The organism is Methylotuvimicrobium sp. (assembly GCF_050611805.1).
GTDB lineage: Bacteria > Pseudomonadota > Gammaproteobacteria > Methylococcales > Methylomonadaceae > Methylotuvimicrobium.
In genome coordinates, this window is sequence record NZ_JBNGHF010000003.1 from 67755 (window position 1) to 85842 (window position 18088).

Consider the following 18088-nt stretch of genomic DNA (forward strand, 5'->3'; position numbering starts at 1 on the left):
TTAACTCTTTAGAATTGTCCGTATAGAGTATAATTGCGATCATTCTTTCAGATAATGTCAACCATTTCCATAAAGATTTAAGTCTATGTCAATCAGCCCAAGAAAAATTACCCATCAAGTTCAAATCGGCGACATCAAAGTGGGCGGCGGCGCGCCAATCGTCGTTCAATCGATGACCAATACCGATACCGCCGATATCAAAGCGACAGTCAACCAAGTCATGGAACTGTCGAAGGCCGGCTCGGAAATCGTACGGATTACCGTCAACTCCGAAGACGCGGCTAAAGCCGTTCCCGAAATCCGCAACCAACTCAATCAAAAAGGTTTTACCGTTCCGATCGTCGGCGATTTCCATTTTAATGGACATAAATTACTCGAAAAATACCCCGCCTGCGCCGAAGCCTTAGATAAATATCGCATCAATCCCGGGAATGTCGGACGCGGTAAAAACCGCGATCCACAATTTCAACAAATGATCGAGTTCGCTTGCCGCTACGACAAGCCCGTTCGAATCGGCGTTAACGGCGGTAGTCTGGATCAAGCGGTTTTAACGCGCCTTTTGGATGAAAACAGACAAAAAGAAAATCCGGACGAACTACCTGCCGTTACTCGAGAAGCAATCATCGTCTCGGCACTCGAAAGCGCGGCCCGCGCCGAAGAAATAGGCCTACCCGCCAACAAAATTTTATTGTCTTGTAAAATCAGCAACGTTCAGGAATTGATCAGCATTTATCAAGACCTGAGTAAACGCTGCGATTACGCGTTACACCTCGGCCTAACCGAAGCCGGCATGGGCTCGAAAGGCATCGTAGCCTCTTCGGCCGCGCTATCCGTCCTCATGCAACAGGGCATCGGAGACACGATTCGCATCTCGCTCACGCCGGAGCCCGGCACCGCCAGAACCCAAGAAGTTGTCGTTGCGCAGGAAATACTGCAAACCATGGGCTTTCGTTCGTTTACTCCGATGGTTATCGCCTGCCCCGGCTGCGGCCGTACGACCAGCGACTATTTCCAAAAATTGGCGATGGAAATTCAAAATTATCTACGCGTCAGTATGCCGTCTTGGCGCACTAAATATCCTGGCGTCGAAGAAATGGAAGTCGCGGTCATGGGTTGCGTCGTCAACGGTCCCGGAGAAAGCAAGAATGCCAGTATCGGCATCAGCTTGCCCGGTACCGGCGAAACCCCGGTTGCTCCGGTCTATGAAGACGGTGTCAAAACAGTCACCTTAAAAGGCGATCATATAGCCGAGGAATTTCAAGCGCTGGTCGAACGCTATATTGAAACGCACTACGGAGATTCGGCTCGTTAGTTGGCAACCATAAGCCCCGGTTTTGATACCGGGGCTTTATTAATGGATCAGACACAATGACTTCAGAATTTGTTGAACTGCCAAAATTAGGCTGGAGAGAATGGCTGGCCTTACCGAGTTTAAATATTCCCCGGATAAAAGCCAAAATCGATACCGGCGCTCGCACTTCGGCATTACACGCCTTTTATATCGATCCCTATAAAAAAGGCAAGGACCATTGGATCATGTTCAACATTCACCCCGACCAACATCGCATCGATACGGTCATCGAATGCCATGCCCAAGTTAAAGATCTGCGCATGGTTACCGACTCCGGCGGACACAAAAGTCGCCGTTATGTGATTGAAACCGAACTTCTTCTTGGCACTTCACTGATCACAGCAGAACTGACCTTAACCAATCGCGACAACATGAAATTCCGTATGCTGCTAGGTAGAACCGCGATGCGCGGTCAATTTATTATCGACCCGGGAGCGTCCTATATCCAAGGCAAACCGGATCGAACGATGTTCGAAATGACCCAAAACTCGACGCCTGAGCAACGTACTTGAGATATTGACCATAGCTTTGCCGGTTTAGCGGTCAATAACAATAAGTCTTATTTCGCTAATTCTATTCACTATTCACTATTCACTATTCACTATTCACTATTCACTGCTAACTGCTAACTGCTAACAAAAAAGTCTAAGCAATTATTTATCGTCAGAACTAAAACGCATGCCCACATTGTACTACACACATCCGGCCTTTTTAGAGCATGATACCGGCCCCGGCCACCCTGAATGCGCCGCTAGGCTACTGGCAATCGACGAAGCCTTAAACGCGCCGAATTTTAAGCACTTGATCCGGGTGCAACCTAAATGGCGCGATGATCTTCAAGAAAAAGTTGCGTTAATTCATAGTCCAGCGATGATCGACGGCATTCTCAACAGCATTCCCAACCAGGGCTTGCATGCGCTCGATCACGACACCATCCTCTCTCCCGGCTCCGGGACCGCCGCCTTACTAGCGGTCGCTGCCGTTTGCGATGCAGTGGATAAACTCTGCACAGATCAGGCGACTTCCGCTTTTTGCGCGGTTCGCCCGCCCGGACATCATGCCGAACCCGATCGACCGATGGGCTTTTGCCTATTCAATAATATTGCCATCGCGGCGGAATATGCACGGTTGCATTATTCCCTCGGCAAGATTGCGATCATCGATTTCGACGTGCATCACGGCAATGGAACACAAGCTGCGTTTTACAAACAACCTCAGATACTCTACGCTTCGTCTCATGAAATGCCCCATTATCCCGGCACGGGGCACCCCAAGGAAACCGGCGTCGGCAACATCGTAAATGTGCCGATGCATCCTGGGGCTTCCAGCACCGAATTCAGAGAGCTGTACAGCTCGATTATTTTACCTGCGGTTCAACATTTCAAGCCTGACCTGATATTGATATCCGCAGGATTCGACGCTCACCAAGACGATCCGTTAGCCGGCATTCGGCTAACTACGGAAGACTACCAGTGGGTCACCGAAAATATAAAAGCCATTGCCGAAGAAAGCGCTAAGGGCCGAGTTTTATCCGTATTGGAGGGCGGTTATCATATTAAAGCTTTGGCCGAGAGTGTTGCCGCGCATGTTAAATCCCTCATGAACCCTGTTAGAAACGCTTTTTAATTTATTGCGAATTACCGTATGCTAAAGACACTCAAAGACCCTCTCTTTTTTCCATCAGCTCAAATACGGATCTACCATGACTGAAAAATATATTTACTCGTTCCAAAAAGGCGACGGCAAAAACAAAATGTTGTTGGGCGGAAAAGGCGCGAATCTTTGCGAAATGACGCAAATCGGACTCAACGTTCCTCCAGGATTTGTAATAACAACGACCGCCTGCCTAGATTATATAAATAACCAGCGCTTACCCGATGGCTTAATGGATGAAGTCAAAGCTCACATTACCGAAGTCGAAACGCAAACCGAAAAACAATTCGGCGGTCGCGACAACCCGTTACTAGTCTCGGTACGTTCAGGCTCGGCGATATCGATGCCGGGCATGATGGATACGATTTTGAACCTTGGCCTCAACAAACAAACCCTAGCCGGCTTGATCGATCAAACCGGCGACCCGCGTTTTGCCTATGACGCGTATCGGCGCTTCATTCAACTGTTCGGCAAGGTCGCTTTGGGTATTGACGACGAAAAATTCGACCAGCATTTTGATGCCATCAAGAAACAAGCCGGCATTAAAGCCGATGTCGGTCTCGACTCCGAACATTTACGCCAAATCAGCGAGCTGTTCCTGCAAGTGGTTCACGAAGAAACCGGAAAACCCTTTCCTGAAGACGTCTATGAACAACTGGAACTATCGATAAAAGCGGTTTTTAATTCATGGATGGGTAAACGCGCGGTCGATTACCGCCGGGAATTCCATATCACGCCGAAAATGGCCAACGGCACCGCAGTCAATGTTGTGACGATGGTATTCGGCAACATGGGCAACGACTGCGCGACCGGGGTCGGCTTTACACGCAATCCGGGAACCGGCACCAATGAGATGTACGGCGAATATTTGGTCAATGCGCAAGGTGAAGATGTTGTCGCCGGCATTCGCACTCCGAAACCGGTGCATGAACTCGCTAATGAAATGCCCGATCTTTACCGACAACTGGTCGAATTACGCAATAAACTCGAAACCCATTACAAAGAAGTTCAGGATTACGAATATACGATCGAGCGAGGCATACTCTATTGCCTGCAAACGCGTAACGGTAAAATGAATGCGGCCGCGATGGTCAGAACGTCGGTCGAAATGGTTGCCGAAGGCCTGATCGACAAAAAACGAGCCTTATTGCGGATCAACCCGGAATTGCTTGAACAACTTTTGCATCCGCAACTCGACCCTAATTCAACAGCCGAAGCGGTTGCACAAGGCTTACCGGCCTCGCCGGGCGCGGCCTGCGGTAAATGCGTATTCGAAGCCGACACGGCCGAACAATTAGGTCGTGCGGGCGAAGCGGTCATTTTACTGAGAGAAGAAACCAAGCCCGAGGATATTCACGGATTTTTTGCCGCGCAAGGCATTCTGACCAGTCGCGGCGGGAAAACTTCGCATGCCGCCGTTGTGGCCAGAGGCATGGGCAAGGCTTGCGTAGCCGGCGCGGAGGATATCAAGATCGACGTCCGCTCGCGTCAAGCCGTCATAGGCGAATTGCATATCCGTGAAGGCGATATGATCACAATCGACGGCAGTACCGGTTTGATCTTTTTAGGCAGAATCCCCACGATCGAACCCTCTTTTTCGGAAGAATTGAAAACCCTGTTATCTTGGGCCGATGAAGTTGCCGAATTGGAAGTGCATGCCAATGTCGATACGCCGGAACGCGCCCGCTTGGCCGCAAGTTATGGGGCTACCGGAGTCGGTTTATGCCGCACCGAACGCATGTTTAACGCCTCCGACCGCTTGCCGCTCGTCATCGATATGATTCTTGCCGGCAACAAGGAAGCGCGCCAAGAAGCTTTAGCCAAATTATTCCCGATTCAACGCGACGATTTCCAAGAACTATTTGAGGCCATGTCGCCTTACCCGGTCACGGTTCGCCTGTTGGACCCGCCGATGCATGAGTTCCTACCCGGCGAACATCAACTGGAAGATGAAATCCGGGCCTTGAATCAATATAAAATCATGATTCAAGGCCAACAAGTTACGCTCGACACCTTGGGTTCTCATGCCTTATTGCCGTCGCCGTTCAATCATCTGAACGAAGAGGTCATCAACAAAGCGATCGCAAAAAAGGAATTAATGCTGAGTAAGGTCAAAGAACTCTACGAAGTAAACCCGATGCTCGGCCATCGAGGCGTCAGACTAGGCATGTCTTACCCTGAGATCTACCAAATGCAGATCCGATCGATTCTTGAAGCGGCGGCGCTATGTATTAAGCAACGCAAACCGATTTTGCCCGAAATCATGGTGCCTCAAGTCATTACCGTTCAGGAATTGATAAAAGTTAAGTCTTACGTCGATCAAATTCAAAAAGAGGTCGAAAAACAGTATGGCATAGACTTGGAATTCAAATTCGGCACAATGGTCGAAACCGTCAGGGCTTGCACGCGCGCGGCAAAACTGGCCGATGTCGCCGAATTTTTCTCGTTCGGTACCAACGACCTGACGCAGGCAACTTTTTCGTTTTCCAGAGAAGACGCCGAAAACAAATTCTTGCCCTTATACAATGAATCCGGGTTACTAGCGGATAACCCGTTTGAAGTGCTCGACGCTAAGGGTGTCGGTCAATTGATGAAAATGACAGTTGAATTGGGACGACAAACCCGGCCCGATATCAAAGTGGGTATTTGCGGCGAACAAGGCGGACATCCGGAATCGATCCGCTTTTGCCATCATATCAAACTGGATTATGTCTCATGTTCGGCACCTAGAATTCCTATCGCAAGGCTCGCTGCGGCTCATGCCAAGTTGCTTGAAAACGAATACAGCATCGACTTCTAATCGTGACCGCAATCTCCGGACCTGGAGATTAGGATTTAGTCGCAAATAACTTCCCTATTTTACGGAGGGTTCGGTTGCTCGATTGGCAGGTGTCGGCTGCAGGGAAAGCCGCCATCAAGCCTACATGGAGGTATTCACGGCGTCCTGCCGAGCGAGTTACCGACCCCTTAACAAAAGCGTATCTAATTACTTAGAACCTTCAGCCAATTTGCTTTGGCTTAGAGCTCCCGCCCGGGCCCCGTTAGGCCGCGCCGAGCACTGGCGATTTTGCCGAGAATAGCCCGTTAGGGGAGCGGCAGGGATGCCGCTCGTTTTCGGAGGGCTAGGGATAGCCCTTCCGAAAACCCTCGGCAAAATCGTCAGCGCGCAGGATGCAGCGGCCTCCGGGTGTCTTTTCTTTTGGATACTTTTCTTTGGACAAGCAAAGAAAAGTATCGCGGCTGTCGGTCCGCGAACCGACTCCACATAAACGTCGCGATAGCGACACAAAACTTTGTCTGGACTTCAAATAGGCTGAAGCTTATACGTAATCAGGAAAGCGTATAGCTCCAGGACATTATTTATCACGAAATCCATAGATACCTCGAAGTACAGTAGGGTACGCGGTGCGTACCCTACTGCATTAACGAAGTTATAAGACTTTCATTCAGATGGGCGTAAAAAACTGCCTCTCAACCGATCAACTCGATCAAACGGTCGGTCGACGTTTGCCAACTGAAATTTTCCAGCACGAACCGCCGATTGCCTTCCGACCGCTTGCCTCCTTTACCTTGGGCAAGCGCCTCACAAACTCTATCGGCGAACGGCTGCGCATCGTCGATTATCGCGACATTCAAACTGTCATCGACCGGAATGCCTTCAATCGCCATCGATGTCGCAATGACGGGTTTAGCCATGGCCATTGCTTCCAGCACTTTATTTTGAATGCCTCTCGCAATACGCAAAGGTGTAACGACCAAATCGGCATACGCGATAAAGGGGCGAACATCGTCCACACTACCGGTCACGACCACACCTTCTATTTGGGCGAGCGACAACACGTCCTTGGTCGGCTTGGAACCGACGATATAAAATTCGGTATCGGGGTGTTTTTTCCGAATGGCCGGAAATACCTTTTCGGCAAACCATTTAACGGCATCGACATTGGCCCAATAATCCATCGCGCCGGTAAACGCTAATACTTGGCTTTCCGGGCGATACGGCGAATCGAATGCATGATCCGGCGAAAAATAATCGGTATCGACGCCGTTATTGACCGAACCGATTCGAGCCTCGAATTCCGGAGCCAAGGTTTTAAATAAACTCGCTTCTTGTTCGGAAACAAAAAAACCGGCTTTGGCTTGAGAGATTAATTGCTTCTCAAATTCGAGCAGGCGTTCGGATTCGCGCCGATAGATCCAGTTTTCCGGCCACTTCTTTTTCTCGGCGTATTGCCGCCATTTATCCGAATCGACGTCGACATAATCGGCAATCAGCGTCAAATCTTCTCGATTAAGGACATATTGCCCCATGACCGATGAAAAAATCAGTACTTTGCGAATCTGATGTCGCTCGATGACGTCATTTACCCATTGCTGGAGCTTAGGATTCTTGTAATAAGGCAGACTTAGAGCCTTGCCGGTCAATAACCCGGTAAGGCTTTTGATTTTGGATTGCAACGGATCTAGTGATTCGAAGTAGGATTCTTGACAGTAACTTTTGACCGTGTCGGCATACTGCCGATCGTTGGGATCATCAATGAAGCTACCCAAGAAGATTTGATACTGCTGCGATAATGCCTTTAGAAAATGAAACGAGCGGATTTTATCGCCTTTATTCGGCGGATAGGGAATACGATGAACCAAAAATAATAAATTTTTCCTCATGCATCACCCCAAATCTTTCGATAGCCAAGGTCCGACGAACCGGCTGATCGGCAGAGGTAAACGTTTCCAGGCCTCGATAAACAATCGATATTTCGGATTCAACGGATTGATATCGGGCAAGCGATCAGCCTTGACTAAATGAAACTCGTAAAATAACGGCTCGGGCTCAAAGCCCCAATGCTTCTTAAAACGGTAGGAACCGGTACCGACTTTACTGCGCCCGTAATCGAATATCTTAACGCCTTTGTCGACGGCCCGTCGCATCACTTCCCAATACATGAAGTCGTTACCTTGCACCGATCTAGCTTGATCGATACCGCCGCCGTAATAAGGCAGTATTTCATCCTTGAAATAAAAACTCATGACACTGGCAATCAGTTGACCGTCCTTTTCGACCGTCAATATCTCGCATTGATCCTTAAATATATCCTGCAAAATTTGGAAATATTTTTTGGAAAAAACCGGAGTACCGAGGTTTCTGACGCTTTCCGAATACGCTTGATAAAAACGTTCGATGTCTTGATCGATAACGCTCACCAAACCGGCATTGATACCTTTACGGATCATCGCACGTTGTTTACGCGGGATCGCCAGCATGTTCTTTTCAGGGTCTGGATCGAGCGTCTTACGAAAAGTTACATAGAGTTCTTTGTAGGGGCGCTCCGGCGATTTTTGAACCTGGTTTCGCATTTCCAGATAATCGACATTTAATTCGCCAGCCAGACGACAGGCCTCTTGGTCGAGCATGGCATAACTATCATCGTCTTCGGCGACTATACCGCCGTAAACGCAAAACGATAAAGAACATAAGGCGTGTCCGAATAGCGCACTTTTTATACGGGCCAACGGCAATATACCTGTAACTTTGCCTTTCTTTTCAATGTAATAGAAATAAGTTTCATGACCGAAGGCGCGTTCTATGACGTCTTTCCAGCCGGATAGATGAAAAAAAGTGGCGTCCGCTTGCTGCTCTACGAAGGCGTCCCATTTTTTATAATTGTCAGAATCCAGTAATTTGAGCATTGTTTGATGAAGTAAAGGAATAAGATCGGCTCATTGGCCTTTATCGATATTGAGAAAAACGTTCGACATCGTATCCCAGGAAAAATCGTTGAGCAGATTGACGATGCGCCCTTCCATTTTATCGAGATTCAAATAATGCCGGAATTTCGATTTGAAACTCACGTTTTTCTGTCTCGGTTGTTCGGGGTCGATTTCCCAAGGATGGCAATAAAAAATTCCTGCCTGATGTTCTTTTTGATTAATGGCGTTAAAGGCCCATTTGGATAAAAAATAAGGATAAAACCTGAAAAAACCGCCGCCGCCGCACGGCCAATTCTTACCGGCTAATGGTAACGTGGTAATCGGAATTTCCTTGAAATTATTATCCGCGATCGGTTCGTAGATAAACCGCGGCGCTTCCGGCATGCCGTATAAATCATGCTTGACCGGATAGACGCTGGAACTGTATCGGAATCCCGCTTCAGCGAGTATATTGTGCGCCCAAGGATTACTCGCGCCGATCGAATAACTCGGCGCTCGGTAACCGATCACCTCTCGGCCGCCGATATCTTCCAGTATTGTTTTGGTTTTGACGATATCGCTTCGAAACTGCTCGGGATCGAGCTCGGTGATTCGAATATGGTCATAACCGTGACAGGCCAGTTCATGGCCTTCCTTGACAATTCTTTGTATCAATGCCGGATGCCGTTCGGCAACCCAACCGAGAGTAAAAAAAGTCGCTTTGATATTGTGCTTTTCGAATAAATCCAAGAAACGATGCGTATTGTAATCCGCCCGTTGCGGCAATGTTTCCCAGTCGGATTTGGCAATTGTTTTCTCAAACGCGGAGACTTGAAAATAATCCTCTACATCCACGGTCATCGCGTTCGTTATTTTATTATTCTCCATTTAAAGACCAATTATCGTTTAAAGTTAGAAAAAAGCCATCAAATTCAATGTAACGCGGTTTTCATCGAAACTATTGATGTTAGTGTTTGAACTTTGATTGATATAACGATATTCAATGTTACCGTTCAATTGCCGCAAGATGCTTCTTTGTACTCGAAACGCCATATCGAAGCGATTGTCCGTTGAAAAGTCGGTGTCGGTCACCTGGTAACCGGAACTTAAAAAGGTATTGGTTCTGGGCATGAATCGCCACATCCAAGTTCCTCTAATACCATAAACCTCGTCCTCGACTTGACTCTCTTGAAAGGTTCTTCTTTCGGTGAAAACATTCGCACTAAGAATGCTTTTACCGGTACGGTAGGAATACGAGAGCTGCCCTCTTCTTCTGACAAAAACATCGTCAATCAAATTCGGCAAAGCGATATTAAAAAGAATCGGATTACCATCTGCATCATTGATAGGCTCACCGAACTCATCCTCAAACGGAATGATTTGTTCTTCGAACAACACCTGCTGAACTGTGGTGGTATCCTCGTTGTAGGTTAAATTAACTACCGATCGCGGGGTATAATAACGCAGACTGCCTTGCCAGACATCGCCGGTATTCGTGCCAATATCGTTGTTACGATAGGTCACGGATGCTTGTAAACGTTGAAACGGCGAAAAGAAAACCGTGACATAGGAGTTATTCCCATAACCCGCCGATACGCTGAATCGTTGGCTTGGTCTCCATTGTCCGCCGAAATTATAATAAAAGCCGTTTCGGCTGAACCCGGTGGTCGACTGAAAATCGTTGTTTGCATACCCGCCTTGCGCGATCAAGCTAAATTTTCTGTTCAGATTGTACCGGAGTAAAGCATCGGAATCTTGAAAGCGTATGTCCTCTCCGCTACTGTTTTGATTGATTCTATTATTGAAATTTAAACGCCAACCCACTTTCGAAAAATACCTGCCGCTATTCAGCATGACGTTTTGCGAAAAACTATCGGTATCGGACAAAGGGCCTTGGCTAGAACTTACCCTATCGTAACTGGCTCGAGCCATACCGTTAGCATAGCTTCCAAACCTGGGCGTCCACGTCGGAGCGATTCCAAACGTTGAAATGGTCGCGGTATTGCTTTGATCTCCGGTAAAGTTATCGCTGACAATCCGCGTATTGGAAATATTTTGCTGACTAATGGAACTACGGGACTGAACGAAAAATCGTCCGGGCGAAAGAATGTAGTTGCTGTTATATTGTAATTGATGATTCAAATCGATGCCGGAATCGCCGCCGGCATTATATATACCTTGCAATCGATAATTCAGATTTAAATTATAGCGGCCCGATTGACCGTTAACAAAAAAACCGGGCGTAATCGCGGTTACCCAAGCGCTTTGTTCCTCGCCTTTCGGTGCGAGTCTAATATTGTCCGAGTAAACTTCTTGTAAAAAAACACTGGGCCTGAAATTAAGATTTAAAGCCCAGGCATTAGTAGAACAGCCCCATACCAAGTAACCGCTGACCGAAGCGACAATGAACCGCCTTAATTTAAGGTGTTTCATAAAAAATCAATATTGCCCGTATCCATAGTAGTTCATATCCATGCTTCTTTGCGTTTTGTTCAACAAAGCAAGAACCACATCGCAGGACTCCAATTTTTTGACCGCTTCCATCACAATGTTTTGAGCCGTTTTTTCGGCTTCGATCACCAAAATAACCTGACCGACCATGCTGGATAAAACTTCCGCTTGCGTGGCCGCCAACAACGGCGGCGAATCGAAAATAACGATACGATCGGCATAACGTTCGCTCAACTCTCTCGAAAGGTTAATCATTTTGTTACTTGCGAGTAATTCGGTCGAGAATTGATGCGCTTTTCCAGCCGGAACAATACGAAGTCCGGCGATTTCGGTCTGTAAAATAATATCCGAAAAATCGATCTTGCTACCTTCCAAATATTCAATGAGCCCGGGCGTTCTTTTGATACCCAATACCCTGGAAACCGATGGTTTTGCAACATCCGCGTCGATTAACAACACTTGCTTATCGCGCTCGGCCGCGATGCTGATAGCTAAATTAATAGCGGAAAAGGTTTTTCCTTCTCCCGGAACGCTACTGGTCACCAAAATAAGATTAGAACGCTCGATGCCTTTTTCAATGCCGCCCAGTGCATTGGACATGATCGGCCGCTTAATGCTTCTAAATTCTTCCGCAATCTTCATGTGCCCGACTGACGGATCGATAAAACCATGCTCGTGAAGAAACTCCCAATTAAACCGTTCGATATTTTTTTCGCCGACGTTTGAGGAGTGCGCGTTGGCATTACCATTATTATCGTCAGTTAAAAAAAATGCATCAAATGCATCATTGGGGTGCGTCGATTCTGTTTGATTATCAACAATGGAGTTGGATCTTTTCGCAGAACCGAGACTCTCGGCTAAGCTAGCTTTTTCTAAAGCCTTTTCAATACTCATTCATTACTCCAAAATTTCATCATTCCGTGGCCTGTCAGATGTCCTTGGATCGATATAATCATACTTTTTCCATTAATATTACTCTGTTTCGACGACTATTCAGAATTATTTTACAAATATATCTTATATTATTGATTTTGTTAAGGACTAGCGACTTTCTTCCAGATATTATTTAATAGATTTCAAACCTATCAAACACAAAGAAGACGCAATGAGGCATCTTTACGTGCCGCGGACTATAGATCATTCCATTAATTGTTGCCCTTGATATACACCCATCGTAGATCAAAATTCGGCACCGGTAGACTCTATGCCAGCATCCATCCTGGTCCCTCACCTAGCGTAAGGTGAGGGAACCAAGTACACCGGTACCTCCAGGCACTACCGAAATTTGAAGTGCAAAAGGTATATATTTGCACCTCATTCGCAATGTCCAAACTTGATGAGCAAAAGATATCATTGCGACATTCTAGACTTTAAAAACCATAATTCCGGCATAAGCAGTCACTAACAATCCGCAAGCCATCGCATATTGAACTATTTGCATCCTCATTTTTCTAGTTTGTTCACGATTTCTAACAATAGAGACGCTGCCTAAAACAGGAATCCCCGTCATCGTTCTGATTTGATTGGATGCAATAAAAGTCGGCTTTATCAATACCGCTAAAAAAGCGATCGCGATACCTACAACTAACCCGCCCCCTAAAGCGGCAGAATAAAGAATAGCTCTTTTAGGCCCGGATGGAGACAGTGGTTTATTAGGTGGATCGGCCACTTTAAACCTTAATGATGTACCTTCGGCATCAACCTTTTCCGTTAAGTTCATCTGCTCTTTTCTTTGCAGCAAGGCATCGTAATTTTTCTTAATTGCACTATAGTCTCTATTCAGGTTCTGCATCTCCGTTTCAACGTTCAATCGTTGATTGAATTCATCATCGAGCTTAACGATTTTTTGTTCATAAGATTCTATTCTCGATTTAATCGATGCTATCTGTGCATCGATTTCGTTAAGGGATGCCTTGATAGATTGAACGAAAGGATTGGAATGCGCCGCAGCCGCACCTTCCGTTTCGAGCTCTTCTTTTTCTTGCGATTTGCGTTTCAAAATAGATCTAATTTGATCGTTAATAACCTTTACGCTTGGGTGCTTACGCGTATATTTCAGCAATAACTCATCACGCTGAGAAACTAGGGCCGTTAACCTTGGGTCTTCCGCTTTGTTGGTATTGAGAGACAGACCCCATTCGTCTTCCGCACTTTCTTGAGCTTCCACCAACTGTTCTTTTAAAACTTGTTTTCGCGAATCCAGTTCTTTTAAAGCTAATTTAGCCTCTTCAATGGTTCTATTCAATTCTTGTATTTGACCGACTTGATCGCCGCTTTGTCCCGGCAGCATCCCGACATTAGCGCGTTTGAAATTTTCCCGCGCTTTTTCAGCGTTTCGAAGTCTTTGCTCGTACTCTTGAATTTGAGTCAATAAAAAACGCTGTGTGGAATCGGCATCATCCAGGGCTGTTTTTTGCGCTTGTTCCGAAAAAACCGTAAGCACGGATTGAACGACATGCTTGGCTTCGAGCGGATCTGTTGCCTCATAGCTAATGGAAAAAATATCATTTTTTCCACCATCTATCTTAATGTTTTCTTTCAGCTTATTAATTAAGGCTAACTTTTCACTTTCGGTGTTTAGATTCGTATCCAAGCCTGCTAGGTTAGATATTTTTTCCAAATGATATCGAGTAAACATCAGCTGTTTCATGATCGCGACCATGCCTCTAATGTCAGACTGTATCGCTAAGCCGCTCAATAATGGCCTCAGCATGGTTCTAGTATCAACCTGAACGCGTGCAGTAGACGAGTATTTATCGGGCAGGTTCAGTATATACCACCAAGCGGGAAGACAAATGAGCCAGGCCGAGATAATAATAAACCACTTATATCGGAATGTTGCCTTTATATAATAAAGAATTTCAGCAAATTGCTCTTGCATGTCTAAACACTACCTCTTAATAAATCCGCAAATAAACCATGCTTCGCGAGAAGTCTATTCGGAATACAACTATTAAAAATTATCCCCATTTAGAAAAAGGATTCCGGAATAATCAAAATATCGCCCGGCATTATCCTAACATTCGCCGACAAATCGCCATTGCTTAATAAATCGTCTATTCGAACACCAAATTGATAATCGTCATCATCGATTTTTCGAATAATACTTGCTCTATTACCATCGGAAAAAATTCCCAACCCACCAACTTGTATCATTAAATCGAGCAATGTCATGCCTTTTTTATAAGGAAAGGCTTTAGCGGTACCGCTTCCTCCCATTCCGCCGCCGCCCATACCTCCTCCGCCCATACCTCCTCCCATTCCGCCGCCGCCCATACCTCCTCCCATTCCGCCGCCGCCCATTCCTCCTCCCATGCCGCTACCGGTCATGATAATTTTTACTTGCTGTTCGTAAATCCCCTGAAAACCGCCCACAATGATAGCAACTTGAGGGTCTCTGACATATTCGCTCAAAATGACTTCCATTTCACGCGCCAATTCGGAAGGCGTTCTGCCAAGTGCATCGACATCGTCGATCAATGGCGTGGTTATCTTTCCATCGGGTCGAACAGTCGCTGTTGTCGATATTTCCGGATAACCCCATACAAATATCTCCACACTGTCTCCCGGACCAATTCTATAGGTATAGTCCTGCGGCAATTCAGATTCATCGGTCAAGGGAGGATAGCCGCACCCGGACAAAAGCAAGAAGAACAGAGATAAGATAAATATTTTTTTTGTCATACCAATTAAACTCTAGATTTGAAAATAAATCTGACGCGCGCCTTTTCTAATGGTGCATCGAAAATAACTCGGTTTTGTCTGATACCGAAATAGGTCCTTTCTCAAACTTCAAAAAAATGAAGTCAAAATCGATGTAAATCCTATTTGATTTACAAAGGGAATCAACCCAAAAATTGCTAAAGAAGTTGAAGTCTACAGATAGTAGACGGCTGGCTCGATGAATTCCGTTCATTCTTATCAACTTCGACGCTCAAATAATCTATGATTTTCAAGAAAATAGCTCGTATCCTTACGACTCGCTAGGTTCTATCTGCGTCTTTCTCATGCAATTATAGGTGACTTACAGCATAATTTTAATTTATACCTTACCCCTATTACCATTTCCTAAAACTTACTAACCATAAATTCACTCGCATTACCAAAAAGCGATCATTACACCCGCTCTTCGAAAATTTATGTTATGCACTTCAAATTTCGGTAGTGCCCGAAGAGGTGCTGGGGTATCCGACAAAGATGATGCCGGCATAGAGCTGACATAGAGCCTATAGGGACCTATTTTACCCAACACCTAAATTCCATAGCCCATTGGCCAAGGTTTATTGTCTTGGATAATTTAGGCGCTGTGCCTTTGACGGGCACCAGTGCCGATTTGATCTACGATGGGTATAATCACGTTATTCGCGGTTCCCGGATAACCGCCTCATCAGTTGCTTCGCATCATCAAGCTGATCGAATTGAGTAGATTTTGCGAGTTCCATCACTTCTCTCAATTCCGATATTGCTGCGGATTTATTTCCAAGAGCATGATAAACCGAAGCCAAATGATACCTAAACACCGGCACATGGGGAGCTGCAACAATAACTTCTTGCAAAATCGACAAAGCCTGATTTAATCGTCCAGCCTTAAATTCAGCCCATGCGTAGGTATCGATAAAATAAGGCTGATCACTGTATTTGAAATGCTGAACTAACTGCACTGCTTTTTCGATATCATCCGACTGTCCATAATGGTCCAATAGAATAGCCGCTAAATTATTCCTAGCGATATCGAGCTTTGGATTTTTTTCTATGACTTGATAATAAATTGTAACCGCTTCATCGTAGTTTTTTTGATCAACATAAGTCGAAGCTAACAACATAGAAAGCTCAAGACTCCCTGGATTGTTTTCCAAGCCCAGTTGATAAGTTTTCAGTGCATCTTTTATTTGATTTTTTTGTACAAAGACTCTGGCTAATTCAGAATACAGCGAAACCGAGTTAGGATAATCGTCTATCGCTTTTTTTAACAAGGTAACGGCATGGTCAAATTGGCGATCCAAGGTCATCAACTTACTTTTCAAAACAATTGCGGAAATATTTGCCGGTCCATCCTTAATTAAATCATTTAAATAAGTGAGCATTTTAGGGCGCTGTTTCAGCATCTCATGACAACGAGCCATTTCCGTTAGACTATCGGCTTGAGTCGGATATCTTGCCAGGGTTTCCTTGAATAAAGGTATAGCTTTATTGCAGTCGCCTTGCTCTTGGTATAATTTGCCTCTTAAAAACTTAGCCAAGAATATAGATTTAGGTTGCGACTCCATCGCTGCAATCAACTCTTCGGCCGCACCCCAATCTTTCTGAACCATTTTGATCTGCACTAATTTATTTAATAGCGAAACCTGATTGCGCCTCCTAGCCAATGCTTTTGTCAGCAATTGAGCGGCATAGTCGAGATGGTTTTCCTTGACCGCTTTTTCAACCACTGGAAATAAGGCTTGTAAATTAGCTGGATTAATATCGAGTGCTTCTTTAAAGTTCTTTTGAGCTTTATCTAACTCGCCCTGCTTTAAAAAAATATCGCCCATTAATACGATCGCCTCATCGGAATTCGGCATGTCCCAGAGCACCGTATTTAGTAATGCAGAGGCTTCCTCCAATTGACCTTCTTGAACCCAAACTTTCGCTTTAAGGATTTTTGCGCCGATTTGATTTGGATTTTTATTTAAAATCGCCTGAACCGCTTCAGAGGTAGCCTTATAATCTCCTTGCTCAAAATAAATATTGGCCAATAATAAATCGGCTTCGGTACGAACATCAGCTTTAAACTTTTTATTTTCGGCAATTTCTTTTAATTGTTGTTTTGCAGAGCTTACGTTATTGACCATCAAAGTCCATTTTGCTAATTCCAGCAAGTGCTTGGGATTTTCTTGACTGCTTTTTATAAAGCTTTGTAAAACCTCGTCCGTTCTGTTCCTGTCCGTTTGATAAATAAAACCCAATAAAATTAGCTTTTGTTGAATATCATTAGGTCGCTGGTCAACCAATTCGGTCAGAATGTGTTCGGCCTCTTGATTTTTTTTAGCTGCGGAATAGATCTTAGCCAACGCGTACTTTAGCTCGTCCTTTTCCGGAAAAATTCTGATGAGATCTTGATAATCCGTTATGACTGCATCGATATCTTTATTTTGAGCGTCAATTTTGATTTTCAATAACCGCAATGACAAATTATCGCGATCCGAATCGATAGCCGGCTGAATCAACGAAAGCGCCTCGTTAAAATTTTGACCTTCCATCAATAAAGCCGCTTTCAGCGACAAGGCATCATTATGCATTGGATCTTGCTTGAGCACTTCGTCCAGAATCGGCAACGCTTCAGACATTTTATTTTGTCTGATAAGAATCGATGCCTCCAAGGTTTTTGCATCCAAATTATCGGCTTCCTGCTGTAAAATTTCCTTGACTTGAACCAGTGCAGTTTCGGCTTCATTCAGCAGTAATAAAACTTTACCTAAGCGTAGTTTGGCATCTAGATTCTCAGGCTTTAACTTGATTGCTTCAATCAAGTTATCTTTCATGCTTTTAAAATTCCTATTTTTTTCATTCACCAGCGCGAGATAGTAATAAGCATCGGCGACAGTAGGATCCTGCTGAATTGCGCTTTTCAACTCTAATTCGGCCTTCGCATATTCACCTTGATTATAAAGTTCAATTCCTTTCGCTTGACTATCCATCGCGATTTCTTCAGGCGAACTACACGCCGTTAACAGCGAAAAACACAAAACAACAGTTAAATTCTTAATAATTCTTATCAGCATTGTCGCTAAACCTTCATAGGAAATTTTAGTTACTTTAGTTTGGCGGAAAAACAGTTTAGGTCCCAATAGACATCACTGCCATTAAGTTAACGAAAACACGTCATTCTGTCATGGATTATCAGAGTCCAGTCGCCATGAACGGAAGGCTTCTGGTTCCCACAGTCTTCCATAGGAACCCCAACCT

At 45.2% G+C, this 18088-nt stretch carries 12 protein-coding genes and 1 pseudogene; 4 read left to right on the forward strand and 9 right to left on the reverse strand.

The features are described from left to right. The first annotated feature begins 85 nt into the window (after positions 1-85). The 4 genes from ispG (at position 86) to ppdK (ending at position 5804) form a co-directional block, all read left to right on the forward strand. Positions 86-1312, forward strand: coding sequence for a flavodoxin-dependent (E)-4-hydroxy-3-methylbut-2-enyl-diphosphate synthase (ispG, locus tag ACRJJO_RS02615; RefSeq protein WP_431064387.1), 1227 nt, complete (start codon positions 86-88; stop codon positions 1310-1312). A gap of 56 nt (positions 1313-1368) precedes the next feature. Then, positions 1369-1863, forward strand: coding sequence for an ATP-dependent zinc protease family protein (locus ACRJJO_RS02620; RefSeq protein WP_431064388.1), 495 nt, complete (start codon positions 1369-1371; stop codon positions 1861-1863). Positions 1864-2029: 166 nt separating this feature from the next. Then, a complete protein-coding gene (locus ACRJJO_RS02625; protein ID WP_431064389.1) occupies positions 2030-2977 on the forward strand; it encodes a histone deacetylase family protein in 948 nt (315 codons plus the stop codon). Between the two features lie 76 nt (positions 2978-3053). After that, positions 3054-5804 (forward strand): pyruvate, phosphate dikinase, encoded by a 2751-nt coding sequence (ppdK, locus tag ACRJJO_RS02630; RefSeq protein ID WP_431064390.1) that lies wholly within the window; start codon positions 3054-3056, stop codon positions 5802-5804. Positions 5805-6475: 671 nt separating this feature from the next. Here the strand turns inward: ppdK and ACRJJO_RS02635 are convergent. The 9 genes and pseudogenes from ACRJJO_RS02635 to ACRJJO_RS02675 form a co-directional block, all read right to left on the reverse strand. After that, complete coding sequence (locus ACRJJO_RS02635) at positions 6476-7669, reverse strand: TIGR03087 family PEP-CTERM/XrtA system glycosyltransferase (RefSeq protein WP_431064391.1); 1194 nt, start codon at positions 7667-7669, stop codon at positions 6476-6478. A gap of 3 nt (positions 7670-7672) precedes the next feature. Continuing rightward, complete coding sequence (locus tag ACRJJO_RS02640; protein ID WP_431064392.1) at positions 7673-8692, reverse strand: FemAB family XrtA/PEP-CTERM system-associated protein; 1020 nt, start codon at positions 8690-8692, stop codon at positions 7673-7675. A gap of 30 nt (positions 8693-8722) precedes the next feature. Continuing rightward, the gene (locus ACRJJO_RS02645) at positions 8723-9553 is read right to left on the reverse strand and encodes an XrtA system polysaccharide deacetylase (protein ID WP_431064393.1); all 831 of its coding nucleotides are present in this window, start codon (positions 9551-9553) and stop codon (positions 8723-8725) included. Positions 9554-9604: 51 nt separating this feature from the next. Further along, positions 9605-11125: a TIGR03016 family PEP-CTERM system-associated outer membrane protein gene (locus tag ACRJJO_RS02650; RefSeq protein WP_431064394.1), complete on the reverse strand. Its 1521-nt coding sequence runs from the start codon at positions 11123-11125 to the stop codon at positions 9605-9607. Positions 11126-11131: 6 nt separating this feature from the next. Continuing rightward, positions 11132-12037 (reverse strand): XrtA-associated tyrosine autokinase, encoded by a 906-nt coding sequence (locus tag ACRJJO_RS02655; protein WP_431064395.1) that lies wholly within the window; start codon positions 12035-12037, stop codon positions 11132-11134. A gap of 469 nt (positions 12038-12506) precedes the next feature. Then, the gene (locus tag ACRJJO_RS02660) at positions 12507-14024 is read right to left on the reverse strand and encodes an XrtA system polysaccharide chain length determinant (RefSeq protein WP_404360802.1); all 1518 of its coding nucleotides are present in this window, start codon (positions 14022-14024) and stop codon (positions 12507-12509) included. A gap of 89 nt (positions 14025-14113) precedes the next feature. Further along, positions 14114-14827: a polysaccharide biosynthesis/export family protein gene (locus ACRJJO_RS02665; protein WP_431064396.1), complete on the reverse strand. Its 714-nt coding sequence runs from the start codon at positions 14825-14827 to the stop codon at positions 14114-14116. 674 nt (positions 14828-15501) lie between these two features. After that, positions 15502-17298: a tetratricopeptide repeat protein gene (locus ACRJJO_RS02670; RefSeq protein WP_431064476.1), complete on the reverse strand. Its 1797-nt coding sequence runs from the start codon at positions 17296-17298 to the stop codon at positions 15502-15504. Between the two features lie 9 nt (positions 17299-17307). Continuing rightward, positions 17308-17904, reverse strand: a pseudogene (locus ACRJJO_RS02675) (tetratricopeptide repeat protein); the annotation flags it as partial. Positions 17905-18088: the final 184 nt, after the last annotated feature.

Bases quoted from the DNA above. Each gene is read 5' to 3' on its own strand.
- ispG (WP_431064387.1), top strand. From the start codon at position 86: ATGTCAATCAGCCCAAGAAAAATTACCCATCAAGTTCAAATCGGCGAC.
- ACRJJO_RS02620 (WP_431064388.1), top strand. From the start codon at position 1,369: ATGACTTCAGAATTTGTTGAACTGCCAAAATTAGGCTGGAGAGAATGG.
- ACRJJO_RS02625 (WP_431064389.1), top strand. From the start codon at position 2,030: ATGCCCACATTGTACTACACACATCCGGCCTTTTTAGAGCATGATACC.
- ppdK (WP_431064390.1), top strand. From the start codon at position 3,054: ATGACTGAAAAATATATTTACTCGTTCCAAAAAGGCGACGGCAAAAAC.
- ACRJJO_RS02635 (WP_431064391.1), bottom strand. From the start codon at position 7,669: ATGAGGAAAAATTTATTATTTTTGGTTCATCGTATTCCCTATCCGCCG.
- ACRJJO_RS02640 (WP_431064392.1), bottom strand. From the start codon at position 8,692: ATGCTCAAATTACTGGATTCTGACAATTATAAAAAATGGGACGCCTTC.
- ACRJJO_RS02645 (WP_431064393.1), bottom strand. From the start codon at position 9,553: ATGACCGTGGATGTAGAGGATTATTTTCAAGTCTCCGCGTTTGAGAAA.
- ACRJJO_RS02650 (WP_431064394.1), bottom strand. From the start codon at position 11,125: ATGAAACACCTTAAATTAAGGCGGTTCATTGTCGCTTCGGTCAGCGGT.
- ACRJJO_RS02655 (WP_431064395.1), bottom strand. From the start codon at position 12,037: ATGAGTATTGAAAAGGCTTTAGAAAAAGCTAGCTTAGCCGAGAGTCTC.
- ACRJJO_RS02660 (WP_404360802.1), bottom strand. From the start codon at position 14,024: ATGCAAGAGCAATTTGCTGAAATTCTTTATTATATAAAGGCAACATTC.
- ACRJJO_RS02665 (WP_431064396.1), bottom strand. From the start codon at position 14,827: ATGACAAAAAAAATATTTATCTTATCTCTGTTCTTCTTGCTTTTGTCC.